This window comes from Salinivibrio sp. IB282 (genome assembly GCF_001995685.1).
Taxonomy (GTDB): domain Bacteria; phylum Pseudomonadota; class Gammaproteobacteria; order Enterobacterales; family Vibrionaceae; genus Salinivibrio; species Salinivibrio kushneri.
Window position 1 is genome coordinate 1 of record NZ_MUET01000059.1, and the last position, 19240, is coordinate 19240.

At 50.0% G+C, this 19240-nt stretch carries 16 protein-coding genes and 1 pseudogene; 11 read left to right on the plus strand and 6 right to left on the minus strand.

Going from position 1 to position 19240, the window contains the following annotated elements; translation table 11 throughout:
* Nucleotide 1 precedes the first annotated feature (1 nt).
* The 3 genes and pseudogenes from BZG14_RS11570 to BZG14_RS16130 form a co-directional block, all read right to left on the minus strand.
* Entirely contained in the window at nt 2-1393 is a 1392-nt protein-coding gene (locus BZG14_RS11570) for an HD-GYP domain-containing protein (RefSeq protein WP_077608790.1), read from the minus strand.
* A 41-nt stretch (nt 1394-1434) separates the two neighbouring features.
* Entirely contained in the window at nt 1435-1968 is a 534-nt protein-coding gene (locus BZG14_RS16125) for a methyl-accepting chemotaxis protein (protein WP_443508965.1), read from the minus strand.
* Nucleotides 1963-2730 (minus strand): annotated as a pseudogene (locus BZG14_RS16130) (PAS domain-containing protein); the annotation flags it as partial. The pseudogene BZG14_RS16130 and the gene BZG14_RS16125, both read right to left, overlap by 6 nt.
* Before the next feature lie 420 nt (nt 2731-3150).
* Here BZG14_RS16130 and BZG14_RS11580 point away from each other — a divergent pair.
* From BZG14_RS11580 to choV, 9 genes are all read left to right on the plus strand, one after another.
* The gene (locus BZG14_RS11580) at nt 3151-3714 is read left to right on the plus strand and encodes a GbsR/MarR family transcriptional regulator (protein WP_077608792.1); all 564 of its coding nucleotides are present in this window, start codon (nt 3151-3153) and stop codon (nt 3712-3714) included.
* Between the two features lie 18 nt (nt 3715-3732).
* Complete coding sequence (locus BZG14_RS11585) at nt 3733-5076, plus strand: cytochrome ubiquinol oxidase subunit I (protein ID WP_069361365.1); 1344 nt, start codon at nt 3733-3735, stop codon at nt 5074-5076.
* Nucleotides 5073-6071, plus strand: a complete 999-nt coding sequence (gene cydB / locus BZG14_RS11590; protein ID WP_077608793.1) for a cytochrome d ubiquinol oxidase subunit II — start codon at nt 5073-5075, stop codon at nt 6069-6071. Before BZG14_RS11585 ends, cydB begins: the two co-directional genes overlap by 4 nt.
* A 646-nt stretch (nt 6072-6717) precedes the next feature.
* Nucleotides 6718-7320, plus strand: coding sequence for a transcriptional regulator BetI (gene betI, locus BZG14_RS11595; RefSeq protein WP_069361367.1), 603 nt, complete (start codon nt 6718-6720; stop codon nt 7318-7320).
* A 54-nt stretch (nt 7321-7374) separates the two neighbouring features.
* Nucleotides 7375-8835 carry a betaine-aldehyde dehydrogenase gene (betB, locus tag BZG14_RS11600; protein WP_069361368.1) on the plus strand — a complete coding sequence of 487 codons (1461 nt, stop codon included), beginning with the start codon at nt 7375-7377 and terminating at the stop codon, nt 8833-8835.
* Nucleotides 8836-8855: 20 nt separating this feature from the next.
* Complete coding sequence (gene betA / locus BZG14_RS11605; protein ID WP_077608794.1) at nt 8856-10580, plus strand: choline dehydrogenase; 1725 nt, start codon at nt 8856-8858, stop codon at nt 10578-10580.
* A 19-nt stretch (nt 10581-10599) separates the two neighbouring features.
* Nucleotides 10600-11559, plus strand: coding sequence for a choline ABC transporter substrate-binding protein (locus tag BZG14_RS11610; RefSeq protein ID WP_077608795.1), 960 nt, complete (start codon nt 10600-10602; stop codon nt 11557-11559).
* Between the two features lie 54 nt (nt 11560-11613).
* Entirely contained in the window at nt 11614-12456 is an 843-nt protein-coding gene (choW, locus tag BZG14_RS11615; protein ID WP_069361371.1) for a choline ABC transporter permease subunit, read from the plus strand.
* Between the two features lie 10 nt (nt 12457-12466).
* Nucleotides 12467-13669: a choline ABC transporter ATP-binding protein gene (gene choV, locus BZG14_RS11620; protein ID WP_077599308.1), complete on the plus strand. Its 1203-nt coding sequence runs from the start codon at nt 12467-12469 to the stop codon at nt 13667-13669.
* Between the two features lie 143 nt (nt 13670-13812).
* On the opposite strand, the gene BZG14_RS11625 is transcribed toward choV, so the two are convergent.
* On the minus strand, nt 13813-14307 hold the full coding sequence (locus BZG14_RS11625; RefSeq protein WP_069361373.1) for a fasciclin domain-containing protein: 495 nt from the start codon (nt 14305-14307) through the stop codon (nt 13813-13815).
* A gap of 413 nt (nt 14308-14720) precedes the next feature.
* Here BZG14_RS11625 and BZG14_RS11630 point away from each other — a divergent pair, with 413 nt between their 5' ends.
* Nucleotides 14721-15026 (plus strand): hypothetical protein, encoded by a 306-nt coding sequence (locus BZG14_RS11630; protein ID WP_069361374.1) that lies wholly within the window; start codon nt 14721-14723, stop codon nt 15024-15026.
* A gap of 87 nt (nt 15027-15113) precedes the next feature.
* Here BZG14_RS11630 and yjjG read toward each other — a convergent pair whose 3' ends face one another.
* Together yjjG and BZG14_RS11640 are read right to left on the minus strand one after the other, a co-directional pair.
* Nucleotides 15114-15791, minus strand: coding sequence for a pyrimidine 5'-nucleotidase (gene yjjG / locus BZG14_RS11635; RefSeq protein ID WP_077486598.1), 678 nt, complete (start codon nt 15789-15791; stop codon nt 15114-15116).
* 129 nt (nt 15792-15920) lie between these two features.
* Complete coding sequence (locus tag BZG14_RS11640) at nt 15921-17144, minus strand: NupC/NupG family nucleoside CNT transporter (RefSeq protein ID WP_069361376.1); 1224 nt, start codon at nt 17142-17144, stop codon at nt 15921-15923.
* Between the two features lie 547 nt (nt 17145-17691).
* Here BZG14_RS11640 and BZG14_RS11645 point away from each other — a divergent pair.
* Nucleotides 17692-19240: BCCT family transporter (locus BZG14_RS11645; RefSeq protein ID WP_443508967.1), on the plus strand; the 1549-nt coding region annotated here is incomplete at its 3' end.

The following is a 19240-nucleotide window of genomic DNA, read 5'->3' on the forward strand; positions in this document are numbered from 1 at the left end:
CCTATGATGTGATCGAGGTATCGTCATGAACAATAAAATGCTCCGGCAGGCGCTCGAGGCCAGCCATTAGCGCTTGTAAACATTGCGCGTCGATGGCTGTGCCTGTCTCTTCTTTCATGATAGAGAGGGCTTTGTTCATCGGAATCGGGCCACGATAGGGGCGCTCGGCAGTGATGGCATCGAAAATATCAGCGGTGGTAATAATGCGAGTGAGCAAAGAGATCTCATCGCTTTTGATCCCCTCTGGGTACCCAGTACCGTCAAGTTTTTCGTGATGGGCACTGGCGAAGTTGGCAAGGTGTTCAAATTGGTGAATGTTAGCCAGAATGGTTTTACTCAGTGCGGCATGGCGTTTAACATGCTCCCATTCCTCGTCATCCAATTTTCTCGGTTTATCAAGCACATCATTGCTTACGCCGAGCTTGCCAATATCGTGCAGTAATGCGCCACGCTTTAGCCATTTTTTTTCCTGTTCACTGATACCAAGCTCATCAGCAATTAAGCTGGCGTAAACGGCCACGCGCTCGCTGTGACCGGAGGTGAAAGGGCTTTTGGCATCAACAATGCGCCCGAAAGCCGCTGCAATGTCATCCAAGTAGTCATCATCGACCGGAATACTTGTGTCAGCCGGCGTCATCGACAGCACGTCTTTTTTTAACGCGGGGCTGTCCAGTTGCTGCCAAAACTGCGGCTCGCGCGCTATCTGTAAAAAGGTATCGACCAGCGTTGGATCAAACCAGGTGCCGCGGCGGTTTTTTAGCTCGCGAAGTGCGGCGTCGACACCGGACTCGGTTCGAAAGACATCAATGACTTGCGTCATCAATGCGATGCGCGAAAACAAGGGGATCTGATCGGCCTTTAACTGATCAGGACGCCCACCACCATCATAGTGTTCATCCAGCGCATAGATGGCTTGAGCAACGGTTTCACTAAAACGTAAATCGCGTGCGACATCGGCACCACGGGTACATCGCGTTTCGATCAGCTCTTGCGCATACATGTCACCGTTGCGGATGATATCGAGTGTGGTCGAGAGTTTTTGCATGAAGCCGCGTTTGACCCCAGTATTTTTTAACACAAAGTTAAGTACGCTGGACAAGCTACCGTCCACTACCTTGTAGCTTTGTTTAAACGCTAAATCATTGGTGAGGTAAAGCTCACAGATCCGTGCCGCATTGCTGCTGCAGCCCGCATCTTTGAGTAGTAGCGTATAAAACAGATCGTGACGTCGCTGGCTGTCGAGCGCTAATGCATCAGCCATTTTCATTCCCAGCCAAGCACAGCGCATACAGTGCTCGGGGGGTTGCCCTTCCGTCATATCCAGCGCCGTACTCAAGGCGAGGATAAGCTCGGATAGCTTCAACTTTGTCGTATCACTTGGCAGGGTCGACATTGCGATTCCTTGTCCGGTCTATTTGTCTGTCCTCACATGCTCTAATGGGTGAGGCGACGAACGGTGGTGGAGACTTCTTCTGCGCCAGCATGAATATCACTCATCACGGTGTCGGCAGCGGTGACTTTTTCTTGTCCTATTGTCGATTGCTCGGTCACTCTTTCCATTGCCTCACTCACGCCTTTGATCAGTTGTTGGTTTTCATCGACAACATCGGCAATTTCGGTGGTCGAGTGACTAGTGCGTTGCGACAGGCCGCGTACTTCATCGGCGACCACGGCAAAGCCTCGCCCTTGGTCGCCCGCGCGTGCGGCTTCTATTGCCGCATTTAGCGCTAGAAGGTTCGTTTGTTCTGCGATTTGCTTAATGGTGGTGACGATGTTTTCGATACTTTGTGCGTGCTCACTCAATTGTGCGACTTGATTGGTGGCCTCGACGGCCTGATCGTTCACACTCTGCGACAGCTTGACGGCCTCTTGTAACAAGGCACTGCCGTTTTCACTGTGGCGGAGTGTTTGTTCGGAAGAGGCTTGCGCGAGTTCTGCCGCCTGATTGACCGCTTGATTTCGTTTCACCGTATCGGTGATGGCGGTGGCGAACTTGATCACGCGACGCACGTTTCCCTCCGCATCAAAAACGGGATTATAGGTGGCTTCTAACCAGACTTCGTTACCATATTTATCGCGGCGCAAATATTGCCCAGAAGTGAATTGTCCGCGTGCTAAATTCGCCCAAAAATCAGGGTTCTCATCGTAAAAGTCCTGATCACAGAACATACGGTGATGTTGGCCTTTGATCTCGTGGTCTTGATAGCCGACTGCAGTGAGAAAGTTATCGTTGGCACGAATTATGGTGCCATCGGGCTCGAATTCAATCACCGCCAATGAGCGGTTAATCGCTGCTAATATGGCCTCTTGTCGGCGGGCGTCTTGATACTGTTGCGTCACATCAGCCGCTAATTTGCGAATGCTGACGACTTTGCCGTTGGCATCTTTAATGGGGACATAGGTCGCTTCCATCCAAATCTCGGCGCCGGATTGATGTCGCCGACGAAACACCCCTTTTTGTGCCTTTCCTTGTGCGAGTGACTGCCAAAACTGCTGGTAACTTGGGGCTTGGCTGGTCTCGTCAAAGCACACTGCACGGTGATGTTGGCCGATGACCTCATCGCGGGCGTAGCCAATAATCGTTAGGAGCTTGTCGTTAACATCAGTGATGATGCCGTCGGGCGTGAAGGTGATGGTTGCAATATGTGAGTTAATGGCATCGAGCTCTGCCTGGAGTGAGGCTTTCTCTGCGCGACAGGTATCTAGCTCTCGCTGCGTTTTCTTGAACATGACAGCAAACTTCCTTTTGTTCAGGTGATTATGTGAGGGCGCATCATGTCTAATCGTTATAAGGAGGTGCGCTGTTATAAGTGTAGGAGATCATCACACTCCTGATGTGATATTGTCCCCAAATATACTGTGGTTGCCAGTATAAATAACCAGTTCTGTTGAGAGCCTCAATGTTTTCAAACACCGCAATTGTGTGTCTGTGTGTGTTTTACAGCTTTTTTTTCCTGCCAACAATACGTACGCTATGTGACTTAGATCATATTAGACGGCGTGCGCATGTAACACATCAATAACCTCTCCTTACTTTTGCTTACAACTTCGCTTTTCTATTTTCAATAATTTCTGAAAATTCCAAATTTTCATTGATCCCCCGCAAAGAAACTCCGTATTATCCCACAGAGGCACTGCGAGGAGATCAAGATGGAGCTGTCACAAGAACTACGAAATGTGGTGATGCACTTTGGTGAAATGGGAAATCGTTGGGGATTTAATCGCTCGGTAGGCGAGATGCTAGCGCTGATTGTGCTGAGTGAGCACCCGCTAAGCGCTGATGACATTGTCTCAGCACTTAACATTTCCCGTGGCAATGTCAGCATGGCAACCAAAGAGCTGCAAGGGTGGCACTTGATCCGATCGCAGCGCACCCCCGGAGATAGAAAGGATTACTTCGTGCCCAATGGCACCATCTGGGAGTTAGCGCAGCAAGTTCTCGCCGAAAGGAAGAAGCGGGAAGTCGACCCTACGTTATCTATGCTGCGTTCACACTTTATGCGAAGTGAAGACGACGCAGAGAGCCATTCGGTTAAGCAGTTGCACGAAATTCATGATCTTTTGGAGCTGTTTAATCATTGGTTTGACGATGTGCAGCAAATGAAACCTGAACATCTCAAAAACTTGATGAAGCTGGGTAGCAGTGTCGGCAAGCTCCTTGAGCTCTCTGGCAAATTGTTTCACAGCAAGTCCAACGAAGAATCGGGTAGTTAACCTCCTGAGGGTAATGTCATGTTAGATACATTAATGTTGTCGCGGATCCAGTTCGCGGCCAACATCAGCTTCCACATCCTGTTTCCCACCATCACAATCGCGCTTGGGTGGATGCTGGTGTTTTTCAAGTTCCGGCACAACCGTACCGGTGAGCAAATCTGGTTAGATACCTACTACTTCTGGGTAAAAGTGTTCGCGCTCACGTTTGCGCTAGGGGTGGTGTCTGGGATCACCATGAGTTTCCAGTTCGGCACCAATTGGCCTGGCTTTATGGAAAAGGTCGGTAATATTGCCGGGCCTCTGTTGGGCTATGAGGTGATGACCGCCTTTTTTATGGAGGCGACCTTCCTTGGCATTATGCTGTTTGGTAAAAATCGTGTCCCGAACTGGGTGCACACATTAGCGACGCTGCTGGTGGCGATTGGTACCACTATTTCTGCGTTCTGGATTTTGGTGCTGAACAGCTGGATGCATACGCCAACCGGTTTTGAAATTATCGATGGTGTGGTGCATCCAACCAGTTGGTTCGAGGTGATTTTTAATCCGTCGATGCCGTATCGCTTAAGCCATATGCTATTAGCGTCAGGGCTGACCGCGTCTTTCTTGATTGCCGGTATTTCTGCCTACCAAAAGCTAAAATCGCCTAAGTCAGGTGTGTCAGATAAACCATTAAAAGTGGGGATCACGGCGGCTGCCATCCTTATTCCGTTGCAAATTTTTGTCGGTGATATGCACGGCCTCAATACCCTTGAGCATCAGCCACAGAAAATTGCGGCCATGGAAGGGGTCTGGGAAACCGAGCAAGGTGCGCCGTTGCTGCTGTTTGCGGTACCCAATGAAGAAACCCGTTCCAACGACTTTGAAGTTGGGATCCCGAATCTAGCGAGCTTGATTTTGACCCACCAACTCGACGGCGAGATTAAAGGGTTGGAAAGCTTTGACTATCATCCGCCGGTCAAGCCGCTGTTCTTTGGTTTCCGAGTCATGGTTGGCGTCGGTGTGCTGATGTTGGCGGTTAGCTGGTTCACCGCGTATCGCGTATGGCGTAACCAGCCCATGCCCAAATGGCACTTAATCGGCTTGGTGGCGATGACCTTCTCAGGCTGGGTCGCTACGCTTTCTGGCTGGTATGTGACGGAGATTGGTCGTCAGCCTTGGCTGGTACAGGGGGTGCTTAAAACCGCCGATGCCGTCACGCCAGTCGCCAGCTCGAACGTGGGGATTAGCTTAACCATTTACCTGACGCTCTACGCGGTGCTAATGGTGGCGTATATCCGCACCTTGTTCTTTTTGGCGAAAAAACGCCTGCCTGAATACCAATCAGACAATCACGCTCAGCCTGAGAAAGAGGTATCCGCATGAGTATAACGCCGTATTTACCTGAAATTTATCTATTGCTATTTGGTTTTTCGGTCTTTATGTATGCCGTGCTTGACGGCTATGACCTCGGCGTCGGTATGCTGTTACCACGCTGCAATCAGGCGCAGCGTGACCGTATGATTGCATCGATTGGCCCATTCTGGGATGCGAACGAGACTTGGTTGGTACTGGCGGTAGGTTTGTTGTTGATTGCCTTCCCTGCGGCACACAGCATGATTTTGACCGAATTGTATTTGCCCACTTCTGTGATGTTGGCGGGGCTTATCTTGCGTGGTGTCTCATTTGATTTTCGTGCCAAGGTGAGGCCAGAGCGTAAAGACCTCTGGGACCGCTGCTTTAAAGCCGGGTCTTTTATCGCGTCAATGACGCAAGGCTACATGATTGGTCGCTATGTGTTGGCCTTTGATGACAGCACAGGCTCATATTTGTTTGCGCTATTAAGCGGCCTCTGTGTTACCGCAGCGTACATCTATATCGGTGGTACCTGGCTGGTGATGAAAACCGAGGGGGATTTGCAAAAACGGGCGGCGAAATGGTCACGTCGTGGCGGCTGGCTGGCGGCATTGGGGGTGTTAGCCATCAGTGTCGTTAACCCTTTAGTCAGTGAGACAGTGGCGGAGCGTTGGTTTGACTTCCCGGAAATTTTATTACTCGCGCCCGTTCCATTGGTTTGTCTTGCCATCATGCTGCTTGTTGATCGCTACCTACGCCACGTACCGGTCGAAAACGATGTGGGATACCAGTTCCCGTTCATTGGTGCGATTTTCCTATTCGCATTGAGTTTCTTTGGTCTCGCGTATAGCTTTTTCCCCGATATCATTCCCGGGGTAATGACAGCGAAAGAAGCGGCCAGCGCGCCGGGGACCTTGTTGATTGTGGGCTATGGTGCCATGTTTGTCTTGCCGATGATCTTTTTATATACCCTGTTTGTGTATCGTGTCTTCTCTGGGAAAGCGACTGAGCTAAACTACGAGTAACCGACCCTAAATAGCAAACGAGGCGCTCAGGCTTTTTGACAGGCCTGAGCGCTTTTTTATTCCTTCCTGATTGCACGTCTAAAATGCGCTGTATTAAGCGGTGCTAAGATTGCCCGTTATCGTTTGATCCATCATTCTGTGCGGCTACAAACATTGTCACCCTAAACATTTCCCGAGTTAACCATTACATCTCGTTTGTTTGTGGTGCGTTTGGTTTGGGCTTCTTCTTTTGGTCATCGACCATGGTTATTGTCTTTTTTTGTCTAATGTCGCTATTTTGCAGTCATTTGGCGCAAATGTACGTCTTTAAGCGGGTATTGTTCGCAATGTGACGTGATCAATGACCGGCTGTGGTCGAGGTAATGAGTTACTTTTCTTCTTTATACCCCTTATTAAAGCCAACACTTACTGTCGGGGAAGGCGAATTTTTGCGCAAATTGCTCACAAATAGTGCTATCAGCACAAAGTATTAGGTGTGTAATCAGTCAGGGCAAAATTGACCTAAATCATTGTTTTGTCTTTATCTTGCTGTTTTTGGGTGAGGGCGAGTGTAGCAAATTGGTTAAAAATAATGTTTGAGATCTAAAGATTAGCGTGTAAGATTATCTTTAACTAATCGTTCAATTAAAAACGAATGGGAGACGAAATGCCTAAGGTAGGGATGCCGGAAGTAAGAAAACCGCAGCTTGTTAAAGCCACCATGACGGTGATTGGCCGAGTGGGGCTGCATGCGGCAAGTATTTCTCTGATTAGTAAGGAAGCCGGCGTATCGACAGGCATTATCAACCACTATTTCGGTGGTAAGCATGGCTTGCTGGAAGAGACGATGCGCGTGGTATTGCGTGAGCTTTCAGCGACTGTGATCGACGCATTGAGAGAAATTCCGCGTCATCACCACCAGGCGCGTATTAACGCGATTATCAATGCCAACTTTGAAGGTTTTCAGGCCAAATCTGATGTGGTTAAAACCTGGTTGGCGTTCTGGTCTTATGCCATGCATGACAATGAGTTACACCGTTTACAACGTGTGAACGAGAAGCGCTTGCTGTCGCATTTGCGCATTGAACTTCGCGCWCTATTGCCAGAAGAGCAGGCGGCGATGGTGGCTCAGGGGATTGCAGCATTGATTGATGGTATCTGGTTGCGTGGTGCATTGAACCCTAAAGGTATTGATGCCAACAACGCGCGAACCATCATCAATGACTACTTGGATAAGCAACTGACCTTTTATGGTCGTCCTCAGGGCTAAGCCTAGGTAGCACCTTACATGCACACTCGAACAGAAAAGAATTCAGGATTAATCATGAATGCGAAAACGCTTTTTATTAATGGTCAGCTTACTTCCGCAACAAGCGGCGAACAGTTTGCAACGGTAAACCCAGCAACGGGCGAGACACTGGCGCAAATCGATCAAGCCTCGGCTGACGATGTGCAAGCGGCGGTTGATGCGGCTAAGCAAGGTTTTGCGGTCTGGTCACGCATGACAGCTATGGAGCGTAGCCGTATTTTGCTTAAAGCGGTTGCGTTGTTACGTGAGCGTAATGATGAGCTAGCCAAACTGGAAGTACTGGATACCGGCAAACCGATACAAGAAGCGGTAGAAGTTGACGTGGTGACGGGTGCGGATGCGATTGAATATTTCGCTAACTTGGTACCATCAATGCAGGGTGAGCAGCAGCCGCTTTCTGACAACCAATTTTTCTACACCCGTCGTGAGCCACTTGGCGTATGTGCAGGCATTGGTGCATGGAACTATCCGATTCAAATTGCCATGTGGAAGTCAGCACCTGCCTTGGCCGCCGGTAATGCCATGGTTTTCAAACCGTCTGAAGAAACGCCGCTGACCGCACTGAAACTGGCAGAGATCTTTGCCGAAGCGGGTATGCCTGCCGGCGTATTTAATGTGGTGCAAGGTGATTATCGTGTGGGTCAAATGCTGACGGCACACCCTGAGATTGCCAAAGTCTCTTTCACCGGTGAAGTGGGCACGGGCAAAACCGTGATGGGCGATGCCGCGAAGACCCTGAAATCAGTCACTATGGAGCTGGGCGGTAAATCGCCATGTATCGTGTTTGATGATGCCGATCTGGATAACGCGGTATCCGCAGCCATGGTCGCGAACTTCTATACCCAAGGCGAAGTGTGTACACACGGCACCCGTGTATTTGTTCACGACAGCATTTACGACGCCTTTGTTGAGCAACTGAAAGCGCGTACAGAAAAGCTCGTTATCGGTGACCCAACCGATATGAACACCCAAGTCGGTGCGCTGATCTCGACCGAACACCTTAATAAAGTGATGACGGCGATTGAGACCGCGAAACAAAGCGGCGCGACCTTGCTGACCGGTGGTTACCGCGTCACTGAGAACGGCCTCGATAAAGGTAACTTTGTGGCCCCCACCATTTTCACTGACTGTGACGACAGCATGGCGCATGTTCGTGACGAGATCTTTGGTCCTGTGATGTCGGTGCTGCGTTTCTCTGACGAGGAAGAAGTAGTAGCCCGCGCTAACAACACGCACTACGGCCTGGCGGCTGGTGTCTTCACCCAAAACCTATCGCGTGCGCATCGCATTATTCATCAACTCGAAGCGGGTATTTGTTGGGTCAATACTTGGGGCGACTCACCCGCCGAGATGCCTGTCGGTGGTTATAAGCACTCAGGGGTAGGGCGTGAAAACGGTGTCGAAACCCTCACGCATTATACCCAAACCAAGAGTGTGTTAATCGAGCTTGGCGACTTCGCCAGCCCTTACGCCTAATTTCTAACGGAGCGACCAATATGTCACAACGCTACGATTATATTATCGTCGGCGCGGGTTCGGCCGGCTGTGCATTGGCTGATCGGCTGACCGAGTCAGGCCAACATCAAGTGTTATTGCTGGAAGCCGGCGGTACCGATAAGAGCATTTTTATTCAGATGCCAACGGCGCTATCGATTCCGATGAATACCAAGCGCTATGCTTGGCAGTTTGAATCCTTGCCTGAGCCAGGCCTTGATGGCCGCCAACTACATTGCCCGCGTGGCAAGGTGCTGGGTGGAAGCTCATCGATTAATGGCATGGTGTATGTCCGTGGTCACGCATGTGACTTTGAAGAGTGGGTTGAGCACGGTGCTAATGGCTGGGATTACGCAAGCTGTTTGCCGTACTTTAAGCGCGCGGAAACCTGGTCTGGCGGAGCCGATACCTATCGTGGCGGTCATGGCCCGGTGGGCACATGTAACGGTAACGACATGAAATTAAACCCGCTGTATCAAGCGTTTATTGATGCGGGTGTCGAAGCGGGCTACCCAGAAACCAAAGATTATAACGGTTATCAGCAAGAGGGCTTTGGCCCTATGCACATGACCGTCGATAAAGGCGTGCGTGCGTCTACGTCAAACGCTTATCTGCGCCGCGCACTGAAGCGTAGCAACCTGACCTTGAAAAAAGGCGTGGTCACACGCCGCATCCTGTTGGAAGGCAAGCGCGCGGTGGGCGTGGAATTTGAAAAAGGCGGCAACATCGAGCATGTGATGGCCGACAAAGAAGTCATTTCCAGTGCGGGTTCAGTGGGCTCCCCACAGCTACTACAGCTATCAGGGATTGGTTCGCGAGATGTGCTCGAGAAAGCCGGCGTAGACGTCAAGCATGAGCTGCCGGGTGTAGGCGAAAACCTGCAAGATCACCTCGAAGTCTACTTTCAGTTCCACTGTCAGCAGCCTATTACGCTTAACAGCAAGTTAGGTCTTATCAGCAAAGGCAAGATTGGTACCGAGTGGATTTTGACGCGTAAAGGCTTGGGGGCGACCAACCACTTTGAGTCATGTGCCTTTATTCGTTCTCGCGAAGGGTTGAAGTGGCCGAACGTCCAGTATCACTTCTTGCCAGCTGCAATGCGTTATGACGGCAAAGCCGCGTTTGCTGGCCATGGTTTCCAGGTGCACGTCGGCCCGAACAAACCAGAGAGCCGCGGCCATGTAAGGATCAAATCCGCTGATCCGCACGATAAGCCGTCAATCTTATTTAACTACATTACCACCGACCAAGATCGCCAAGACTGGCGTGACACCATTCGTTTGACCCGTGAAATCATGGCGCAAAACGCGATGGATGCATTCCGCGGCGATGAAATTCAGCCAGGCAATGATGTTCAGTCTGATGAAGCGATTGACCGTTGGGTGAAAGATAACGTGGAAAGCGCGTATCACCCCTCGTGTACTTGCAAGATGGGCGCCGATGATGACGCACTTGCCGTGCTTGATGAGCAGTGCCGTGTACGCGGAATTCAAGGGCTGCGTGTGGTGGACTCGTCTGTCTTCCCAACCATCCCTAACGGCAACCTGAATGCCCCAACCATCATGGTAGCGGAGCGCGCCGCTGACATGATCCTTGAAAAGCCACTCTTGCCTGCCGAGCAGGTGCCAGTATGGATTGCGGCTGAGTGGCAGCACAAGCAACGCAATCAAAACGCGCAGAGTGATGATGCCACCGTCGGTGAGCACACACTAGAAACTAATCAGTAAGCATTACAAGGAAACTAAGATGTCAATGAATAAACGTAAAACCAGCAAAACTCTGATGACCGCAGTGGGTTTGAGCTCAATGGTCGCCTTTAGCGCCGCGGCTAATCAGTGTGAGACAGTCCGTTTTTCGGATATCGGTTGGACAGACGTGACCTCAACGACTGCCATCACTACTGAAGTGCTGAAAGGCATGGGTTACGAGACACAAACCGATCTATTGTCTTTGCCGGTAACCTTCTCATCACTTGCGTCGGGCGACATCGACGTATTCCTCGGTAACTGGATGCCTACGCAAACAGGCGATATCAAAAAGTATCTTGACGATGGCTCGATCGACAGCGTTCGCGCCAACTTAAAAGGTGCCAAATATACGCTCGCCGTGCCTAAGTATGTTTACGATGCAGGTGTTACTAGCGTCGCAGATATCGCGAAATACGCTGACAAGTTCGACTCACGCATTTATGGCATTGAACCAGGTAACGATGGTAACCGCCAGATTCAAAAAATGATCGATACCGATGATTTCAATCTGGGTGATTTCCGTCTCATCGAATCCAGTGAAGCGGGCATGGTGTCTCAGGTGTCTCGTGCCGTGCGTCGTGACAAGTGGGTTGCCTTCCTAGGCTGGGCCCCGCACCCAATGAACAGCAACTTTGATATGAAATACCTATCGGGTGCGGACGAGTACTTTGGTCCGAACTATGGCGGTGCCACGGTGCATACCAACGTACGTAGCGGCTATGTAGAGCAGTGCTCCAACGTCGGTCAAATGCTCGAACAACTTGAGTTCAGCCTCAAGATGGAAAACGAAATGATGGGCAAAATCCTCAATGACGGTGAAAAGCCTCAGGCTGCAGCACGCGAATGGTTGCGTAACAACCCAAGTGTGTTGGACAAGTGGCTGAATGGCGTGACTACCGTTGATGGTGAGAACGCGGTTGAAGCAGTCACTGAATATCTAAACAAGACTGAAGCGTAAATAAAAAAGTGTAGAAGGAGAGGGCGGTGTTAACGCCGCCCCTAAGGTTTTATTGTGAATATTATTACAGATAACAAGATCCCACTCGGTCAATGGATGGAAAATGGCGTTGACTGGCTAACCATGAACGCCGCCGGCTTTTTTGATGCGATCTCAATTGGCTTAGATACGACCATCACACTATTAGTCGACATTTTTAAATGGATGCCAGCGGCAGGGCCGATCCTCATGACAGCCGCCTTAGCATGGTACCTGCAGCGTCGAATTTCCATCGTGATCTTTGTTGTGAGTGCGCTCTTGTTGATCCTCAACCTGGGCTACTGGCAAGAGATGCTGGAAACCTTTGTTCTGGTATTTGCCGCGACAACGATTTCCGTATTAATTGGCATACCGCTTGGGATAATGGCCGCGCATCGGCCCTTGGTGTACACCATTATGCGGCCCTTATTGGACTTGATGCAGACGGTGCCACCATTTGTGTATTTGATCCCAACTTTGGTGTTGTTCGGTTTGGGCATTGTCCCAGGTCTTATTTCTACCATCATTTTTGCCATCGCGGCGCCGATTCGTTTGACGTATCTTGGCATCACCCGCGTACCGGAAGAGTTGGTAGAGGCGGGACGCGCCTTTGGTGCTAACCGTATGAAATTATTGTTTAAAGTGGAGTTGCCTGCGGCGCTACCTAGCATTATGACCGGTGTCACCCAGTGTATTATGTTGTCACTATCGATGGTGGTTATCGCGGCGTTGGTCGGTGCTGACGGCTTAGGTAAACCAGTGGTTCGTGCACTGAATACCGTCAACATTTCTCAAGGTTTTGAAGCGGGTCTGGCGATTGTATTGGTAGCCATCATTCTTGACCGCCTGTGTAAAGCACCAAATCAAGGCAACGAATAAGGGGGAAACCATGGACGCAATCGCAATTAAAAATTTAGACGTGGTGTTTGGCGACAATGTTAAGCCAGCACTGGACCTGCTTGATAACGGATTAAGCCGCTCAGAGATCATCGAGAAAACCGGTCAAGTCGTGGGCGTGGACAATGTTTCACTCAATGTGAAAGAAGGTGAAATCTGCGTCTTGATGGGCCTATCGGGCTCAGGTAAATCGAGTCTACTGCGCGCGGTGAATGGATTGAACCCCATCAGCCGCGGTAGCCTTGAACTCCGTGATGACAACAGAATGGTCGACATGGCAACGGTTGATTCGCAAACCCTTCGCCACCTTCGCACTAACCGTGCGTCTATGGTGTTCCAAAAGTTTGCGCTTATGCCTTGGCTGACAGTGGTTGATAACGTCGCCTTTGGCCTGGAAATGAAAGGTATCAGCAAGAAAGAGCGTCGTAGACAAGCGCTGGAAAAACTAGAAATGGTCGGGTTGGACGATTGGGCTTATCAATACCCGCATGAGCTGTCGGGTGGTATGCAGCAGCGCGTTGGCTTGGCTCGTGCGTTCGCGATGGACAGTGATATTCTGCTGATGGATGAACCTTTCTCGGCATTGGACCCACTGATCCGTGCGCAGCTGCAAGACGAGTTGCTAGAGCTGCAGAAAAAGCTCAATAAAACGATTTTGTTTGTGAGCCATGACTTGGACGAGGCACTAAAAATTGGTAACAACATTGCCATTATGGAATCGGGCCAGCTTATTCAACATGGTAAGCCTGAAGACATTGTGCTGCGTCCCGAGACCGATTACGTGCGTGACTTTGTGGCTCATACCAATCCACTAAATGTGTTGAAAGGGCGGTCGATGATGAAGTCTGTTGACGACTTACCACATGTCGACAGCCGTTGGAAAGTGTGTGAGCAGCGTGATATTTGGGTTACCGCAGAGCAGGGTGGTCGCTTGTCAGCTGCGGCTGGCTCACAACCCTTGCGTGTCGTTGAATGGCAAAAAGACGTTCAAGATCTGTCACAAGTTGGAGACGACACCATAGTGGTTGCCTCGCCTGACATTGAAATGCGTGATGCGATTGAAATTCGCTACCACACTGTTAAACCGGTGTTACTCATCGAAGAAGGAAAACTGGTTGGCACCTTATCTGACCATGACTTCTACCACGCGCTGTTGGGTAAGTTTCAACAAAAGTGCACGGATAAAGCGGCGTAAAATCCGCTGCATGCGTCGTCACTAGACGGATGAATAAAACAGCCTACTCGCGGAATAGGCTGTTTTTTTACGTCCTTATCTATCCTTGCTGTCTCGCCCATATTGCTTMACAAGCGCCCTTTGAACGCGAGACGAATAAGGTGCTAGGGCATTATTACGGTATCAATCACATGGATAACGCCGTTAGTGGTCATGATATCGGGCTTGATGACGGTGGCGTTATCGACTTTTACATCCCCGTATGATGTTTTAATCATCACGTCGCTGCCTTGCACTGTGGTCGCGGAAGACATTCCCATTACTTGCTCAGCCGTTACTTTTCCTGGAACGACATGGTAGGTCAGGATATCGGTGAGCTTGCCTTTGTTTTCCGGCTTGAGTAACGATTCTACCGTGCCGTCAGGTAACTTGTTAAAGGCTGCGTTAGTGGGGGCAAAGACGGTAAATGGGCCTTCTCCTTTCAAAGTATCAACCAGATCCGCTGCCTTTACGGCTGCCACCAAGGTTGAAAAGTCGTCATTTTTCATCGCCGTATCAACAATGTCATGCTCGCCTTTATGGTGGGCAGCAACGGCGCTTCCCATTCCAACCAGCAATGTCGCAGTGATAGCTAATGTCGAGATCGTGCGTGTTAACATCATTGTTCTCCCTTTTGCGTTCGTTTCCCCACCCAATAAGTTGCCTTATTGCAACTCTTGGTGACGACTTGGGAAGGATCACTTTGTTGCAAGGGTGAAAACGAGGATGGGAATGAAGTCGATCACTGGACAGAAAAATATTCCCCATCTTCCCTTTTCTACGCCGAATAACTGCCGCCGTCTTGTGAAATTTTTCGAATGAGTTATTCATATTATTGTGATTGTCGTCACGGTATTTCAGGCGTAATCTCACTCTCGTTCCAAGGCAATAACGCAACGGCGATATTGAACCGTGCTAGCACCTTAATGACTCTCTGAAACCAGGTTTTGGAAATGGAGACATTGAGGTGACAAATCGCCGGCATAATTTGCGTTTAATAGCCGTCAACCCATTACGAAAGAGGAAACAAACCATGAAAAAATTGGCTGCAATCTTTGCCCTAGCGTTCGCTTCAACGTCTGTGATGGCGGGTGGTCTGAACCTCAATGTAGACCCTGCAGAAGGGGGCGCTTGGGTAACGGTCACTGAACAAGGTCAAGCGGTAAAAGGCGCTAAAGTCGCCAGCGAATCGGGTCTGGATGCGAAGGTAACGGATGAGTCTGGTCGTGTATTTATCCATGCCCAAAACCAAAACAGCCGCTCAATCAACTTTGTCGCTAGCACCGACCAAGGTGAGCGCGCAGAGCAAGCTGCATTCATCAAAGGCGACCACAGCTAAGAGACGCGCGATGATGTTTAGGCCGCTATGGACAATGGCGGCGCTGATAAAAGAGAGCATGATTGCTCTCTTTTTTTGGGTCCATGTTTAGGTCGGCAGTAGCCAGTTCTTTAATTGATGCAAGGAGCTAACTTGGTGTGTCGGCGCAATATCTTCAGGCACGGGCGTGTTATCAGCGTTTAGCCAGCATGTATCAATGCCCGCTTGCATCCCGCCAAGGACGTCGGAATGTGGGTTATCACCCACCATCAATATTTTTTCTTTCGGCGGGCGGCCCATTTTTTCAAACGCATGTTCAAAAATACGTGGATCAGGCTTAGCGATACCGACCTGTTCGGAAATAACCAACGTAGAAATCGCATCCTTCAACCCTGTTTTTTCTAAACGAATATCTTGCAAAGCCGTAAATCCGTTAGTGATGATGCCAATATGGGCATGTGGGGAAATAGCGTCGATCAGTTCCCGTGCCCCTGGTAATGGTTCACAGATGTCTGCCATGGCATCTAAAAAGCCTTGGTTTAAGGTGGAAGGGGCGACGTTTAAGCGCTTTCCCCAGCAAGTAAAGCGTTCTGTCTGTAGAGTCTGGGCGTCAATTTCGCCATTTTGATACTGTACCCACAGTGGCTTATTGCGTGCGGAGTACTCGGCAAACGCCTGATGATCAAAATCGACATCATAATGTGAGAATAGACGTTGTAGGCCAGAGAAGGCATCAAAGTGAAACAAGGTCTCGTCGGCATCGAATAAAACCCATGGGTATCGCATGTCATTACATCTCTTTACGTAAAGTTAACTAAGTGTAACAGAGTGCCAGTGCGGTTTTCGAGTCTATTTTTTACTCACCGTCCATGGTGAGAAACAGTGTGCCAGGTCGCGAGCGAATACGCTGTGCCGTTACAGGGAAAGATAGAGGCCAGCGAGCGTCGCACTCATCAGGTTGGCTAGCGTCGCCGCGAGAATGGCTCGCATACCGAGTTTAGCGATGTCGCCACGGCGTTCGGGTACGATACCGCCTAGGCCGCCCATCAACATGGCAATGGAGGTCAAGTTGGCAAAACCACACAGTGCAAATGTCACGATAGCTTGACTGTGGGCGGATAACTGGCCTTTTAGGTTCATAAAATCAGCAAACGCAACAAACTCGTTCACGGCGATTTTTTTACCAATCAAGGTGCCTGCGGTCATGGCTTCTTGCCAAGGGATACCAATTAACCAAGCGACGGGCGCGAACAGGTAGCCAAATAACCACTCAAGGCTTAGCTGAGGCACGTGTACCATCGGACCAAGCTTACCTAAGCCACCATTGATAAGCGCAATCATGCTGATCACGGCCAATAAGCTGGCACCCACCGCCATGGCGATTTGTAAGCCACTTAATGCGCCTTGCGTGCCGGCATCAATCAGGTTGACTGGCTTATCCTGTGCGTCTTCTACTGATTGATGTTGCGCTTGACTCATCGGCGTTTCGGTTTGTGGCACCATGATTTTAGCCATCATGAGTCCTGCCGGTGCCGACATAAACGCCGCTGCAATGAGATACTTCATTTCCACACCGAGCCCGGCATAGCCGACCATAGTGCCGCCAGCCACTGAGGCGAGCCCGCCCACCATGACAGCAAACAGCTCTGAGCGTGTCATGGCTGCAAGAAAAGGACGAACGACCAGCGGCGCTTCAACAGAGCCAACAAAAATATTGGCGGTAGCAGACATAGATTCTGTACGCGATGTGCCGAGTACACGTCGTAGTAATCCACCAATCAGGCGAATGATCCATGTCATGACACCAATGTGGTACAGCACGGCGATCAGGGCAGAGAAAAAAACGATGGTGGGTAATACATTAAAGGCAAATATAAAACCGAGTTTGAATGTCGCGAGATCGCCAAAGAGGAATTCGGCACCAATGTCACCAAAGCTGATGATTGCAGAGACGGTTTCAGATGCATTGGCTAAAATACGCTGGCCTAGGGGAACCGAGATGATAAAGCCAGCAAAGACGATTTGTATTAGGAATGCACCGCCAACGGTGCGCCAGTTAATCGCGGCGCGATTTTCAGAAAAAACCATCGCGACAAGAAAGAGGACGCTAATCCCCAAAAGGCCAATGCCAAACTGCATGATGTTGCTCCGCAAACGTTAAACTTAGGATGGAAAACGATTGCGGCGGTATTGTACGTGGTTTTAAGGATGTGACAAGAGTCACTTTGTTTTGGTTATGTTTGCATTTTGTTGCATTGAAGGGGGATTTGATATGAGAAAGCGCGATGACCAAGCGTGAAGACTGTCATGCTCGCGATATTTGCTTCGCAATGGTGGAAAATACCACTATGATTTTAAAAGGGTCTTAGGGATTCTCAAGCCTATTAACTAAATTGTTTATTGTTCTGAAATAAAGAGTTCAAATAACTGGGAAGGCCAGTAAAATCGGGACATGGAGGGAAGTTAGAATTAGGTGGTTGGTCAGAAAGTAAACATTTGGTTAGGGGCCTAATTAAATTTTTTCTCAGATGTGGTAATGTAGCGGATTGTGTGGTGACAGCTGGTCTTTTATTGCTGATAAAGATGGCTTGAACGGCAATAAATAATGGGCGCACCACCAACACTCACAGGCTTCCGAATAAACGGACTAAGGAGTTAACTCGTGAGCGATAAAAGCCATGAAGATATGATGACACCAGACGGGAAGGTTAACCCGATCGATACTGACTATCAGGTCGGTCAGGATAACGTGGCACTGAAACTCGGCCCGTTTGGTTTTGATATTCACAACCGAGTATTTATGGTCTCAGGGCTGGCTATTTTGGCCTTCATTTTTGTCACCCTGGCCTTTCAAAACCAAATTGGTCCTGTTTTTGGGGACCTCCGTGGATGGCTAACCTCAAACCTAGACTGGTTCTTCCTTTCAGCAGGAAACATTTTTGTCATTGCCTGTCTAGTTCTGATTGCGTCTCCACTGGGTAAAGTGAGGCTCGGTGGTACCGAAGCGAAGCCTGACTACGGCTACGGCGGCTGGTTTGCGATGCTTTTCGCTGCTGGTATGGGTATTGGTCTGATGTTCTACGGGGTATCAGAGCCATTGACGCATTTCCAAACGGCGCTAGGTGGGACATCCGTGGGGGCTGAAGGCCTTCGCACTGACTGGGCGCCTTTAGGGGCTGCTGCCGGCGATACAGAGGCGGCGCGCCGCTTAGGTATGTCTGCGACTATTTTCCACTGGGGCTTGCACCCATGGGCGATTTACGCGGTATTGGCGTTAGGCCTGGCACTGTTTGCGTATAACAAAGGCTTGCCTTTGACCATGCGTTCTGTGTTCTACCCACTGTTCGGTGAACGTGTTTGGGGCTGGACGGGCCACGTGATTGACATTTTGGCAATCATCGCGACCTTGTTTGGTCTTGCGACATCGCTCGGCTTAGGGGCCTCACAGGCATCAGCGGGTCTTCACTATCTGTTTGATACACCGCTAGGTGATACCACAGAAGTGTTATTGGTCATGGGTATCACAGGGGCAGCGATTCTTTCGGTTGTTGCTGGTGTTGATAAAGGGGTCAAGCGCCTGTCTGAAATCAACATGATACTTGCGCTATTGCTGCTGATCTTCGTGATTGCCGTAGGTCCAACCATCGCTATCCTGACCGGTTTCTTTGGTAACTTGGGCGCTTATCTGCAAAACTTGCCTGCGCTGTCAATGCCATTTGGCCGTGAAGATGCCAACTTTACCCAAGGCTGGACATCCTTCTACTGGGCGTGGTGGATTTCTTGGTCCCCATTCGTCGGTATGTTTATTGCGCGCGTATCGCGTGGCCGTACCGTGCGTGAATTCATCACTTGTGTGTTGATTATCCCATCAGCTGCATGTGTGTTGTGGATGACGGCCTTTGGCGGCACCGCAATTGGTCAGTTCGTCAATGAAGGCTACACAGCCGTTGTAGATGCAGAGCTGTCACTGAAACTGTTTGCGATGCTAGATGATCTGCCACTGGCAGCGATCACTTCGTTTATCGGTATTGTCCTAGTCATGGTGTTCTTTATCACCTCGTCTGACTCAGGGTCATTGGTTATCGACACCATTTCTGCCGGTGGTAAAGTGAACGTGCCTGTACCACAGCGTGTGTTCTGGGCATCTTTCGAGGGCTTAGTCGCCGTTGCGCTGATCCTTGGTGGGGGCTTGGTTGCCCTGCAAGCGATGGCGGTCTCGACAGGCTTCCCATTCC

What these genes read in the sequence shown, in the direction of transcription:
- BZG14_RS11570 (WP_077608790.1), bottom strand. Translation starts at nt 1,393, where the DNA reads ATGTCGACCCTGCCAAGTGATACGACAAAGTTGAAGCTATCCGAGCTT.
- BZG14_RS11580 (WP_077608792.1), top strand. Translation starts at nt 3,151, where the DNA reads ATGGAGCTGTCACAAGAACTACGAAATGTGGTGATGCACTTTGGTGAA.
- BZG14_RS11585 (WP_069361365.1), top strand. Translation starts at nt 3,733, where the DNA reads ATGTTAGATACATTAATGTTGTCGCGGATCCAGTTCGCGGCCAACATC.
- cydB (WP_077608793.1), top strand. Translation starts at nt 5,073, where the DNA reads ATGAGTATAACGCCGTATTTACCTGAAATTTATCTATTGCTATTTGGT.
- betB (WP_069361368.1), top strand. Translation starts at nt 7,375, where the DNA reads ATGAATGCGAAAACGCTTTTTATTAATGGTCAGCTTACTTCCGCAACA.
- betA (WP_077608794.1), top strand. Translation starts at nt 8,856, where the DNA reads ATGTCACAACGCTACGATTATATTATCGTCGGCGCGGGTTCGGCCGGC.
- BZG14_RS11610 (WP_077608795.1), top strand. Translation starts at nt 10,600, where the DNA reads ATGTCAATGAATAAACGTAAAACCAGCAAAACTCTGATGACCGCAGTG.
- choV (WP_077599308.1), top strand. Translation starts at nt 12,467, where the DNA reads ATGGACGCAATCGCAATTAAAAATTTAGACGTGGTGTTTGGCGACAAT.
- BZG14_RS11625 (WP_069361373.1), bottom strand. Translation starts at nt 14,307, where the DNA reads ATGTTAACACGCACGATCTCGACATTAGCTATCACTGCGACATTGCTG.
- BZG14_RS11630 (WP_069361374.1), top strand. Translation starts at nt 14,721, where the DNA reads ATGAAAAAATTGGCTGCAATCTTTGCCCTAGCGTTCGCTTCAACGTCT.
- yjjG (WP_077486598.1), bottom strand. Translation starts at nt 15,791, where the DNA reads ATGCGATACCCATGGGTTTTATTCGATGCCGACGAGACCTTGTTTCAC.
- BZG14_RS11640 (WP_069361376.1), bottom strand. Translation starts at nt 17,144, where the DNA reads ATGCAGTTTGGCATTGGCCTTTTGGGGATTAGCGTCCTCTTTCTTGTC.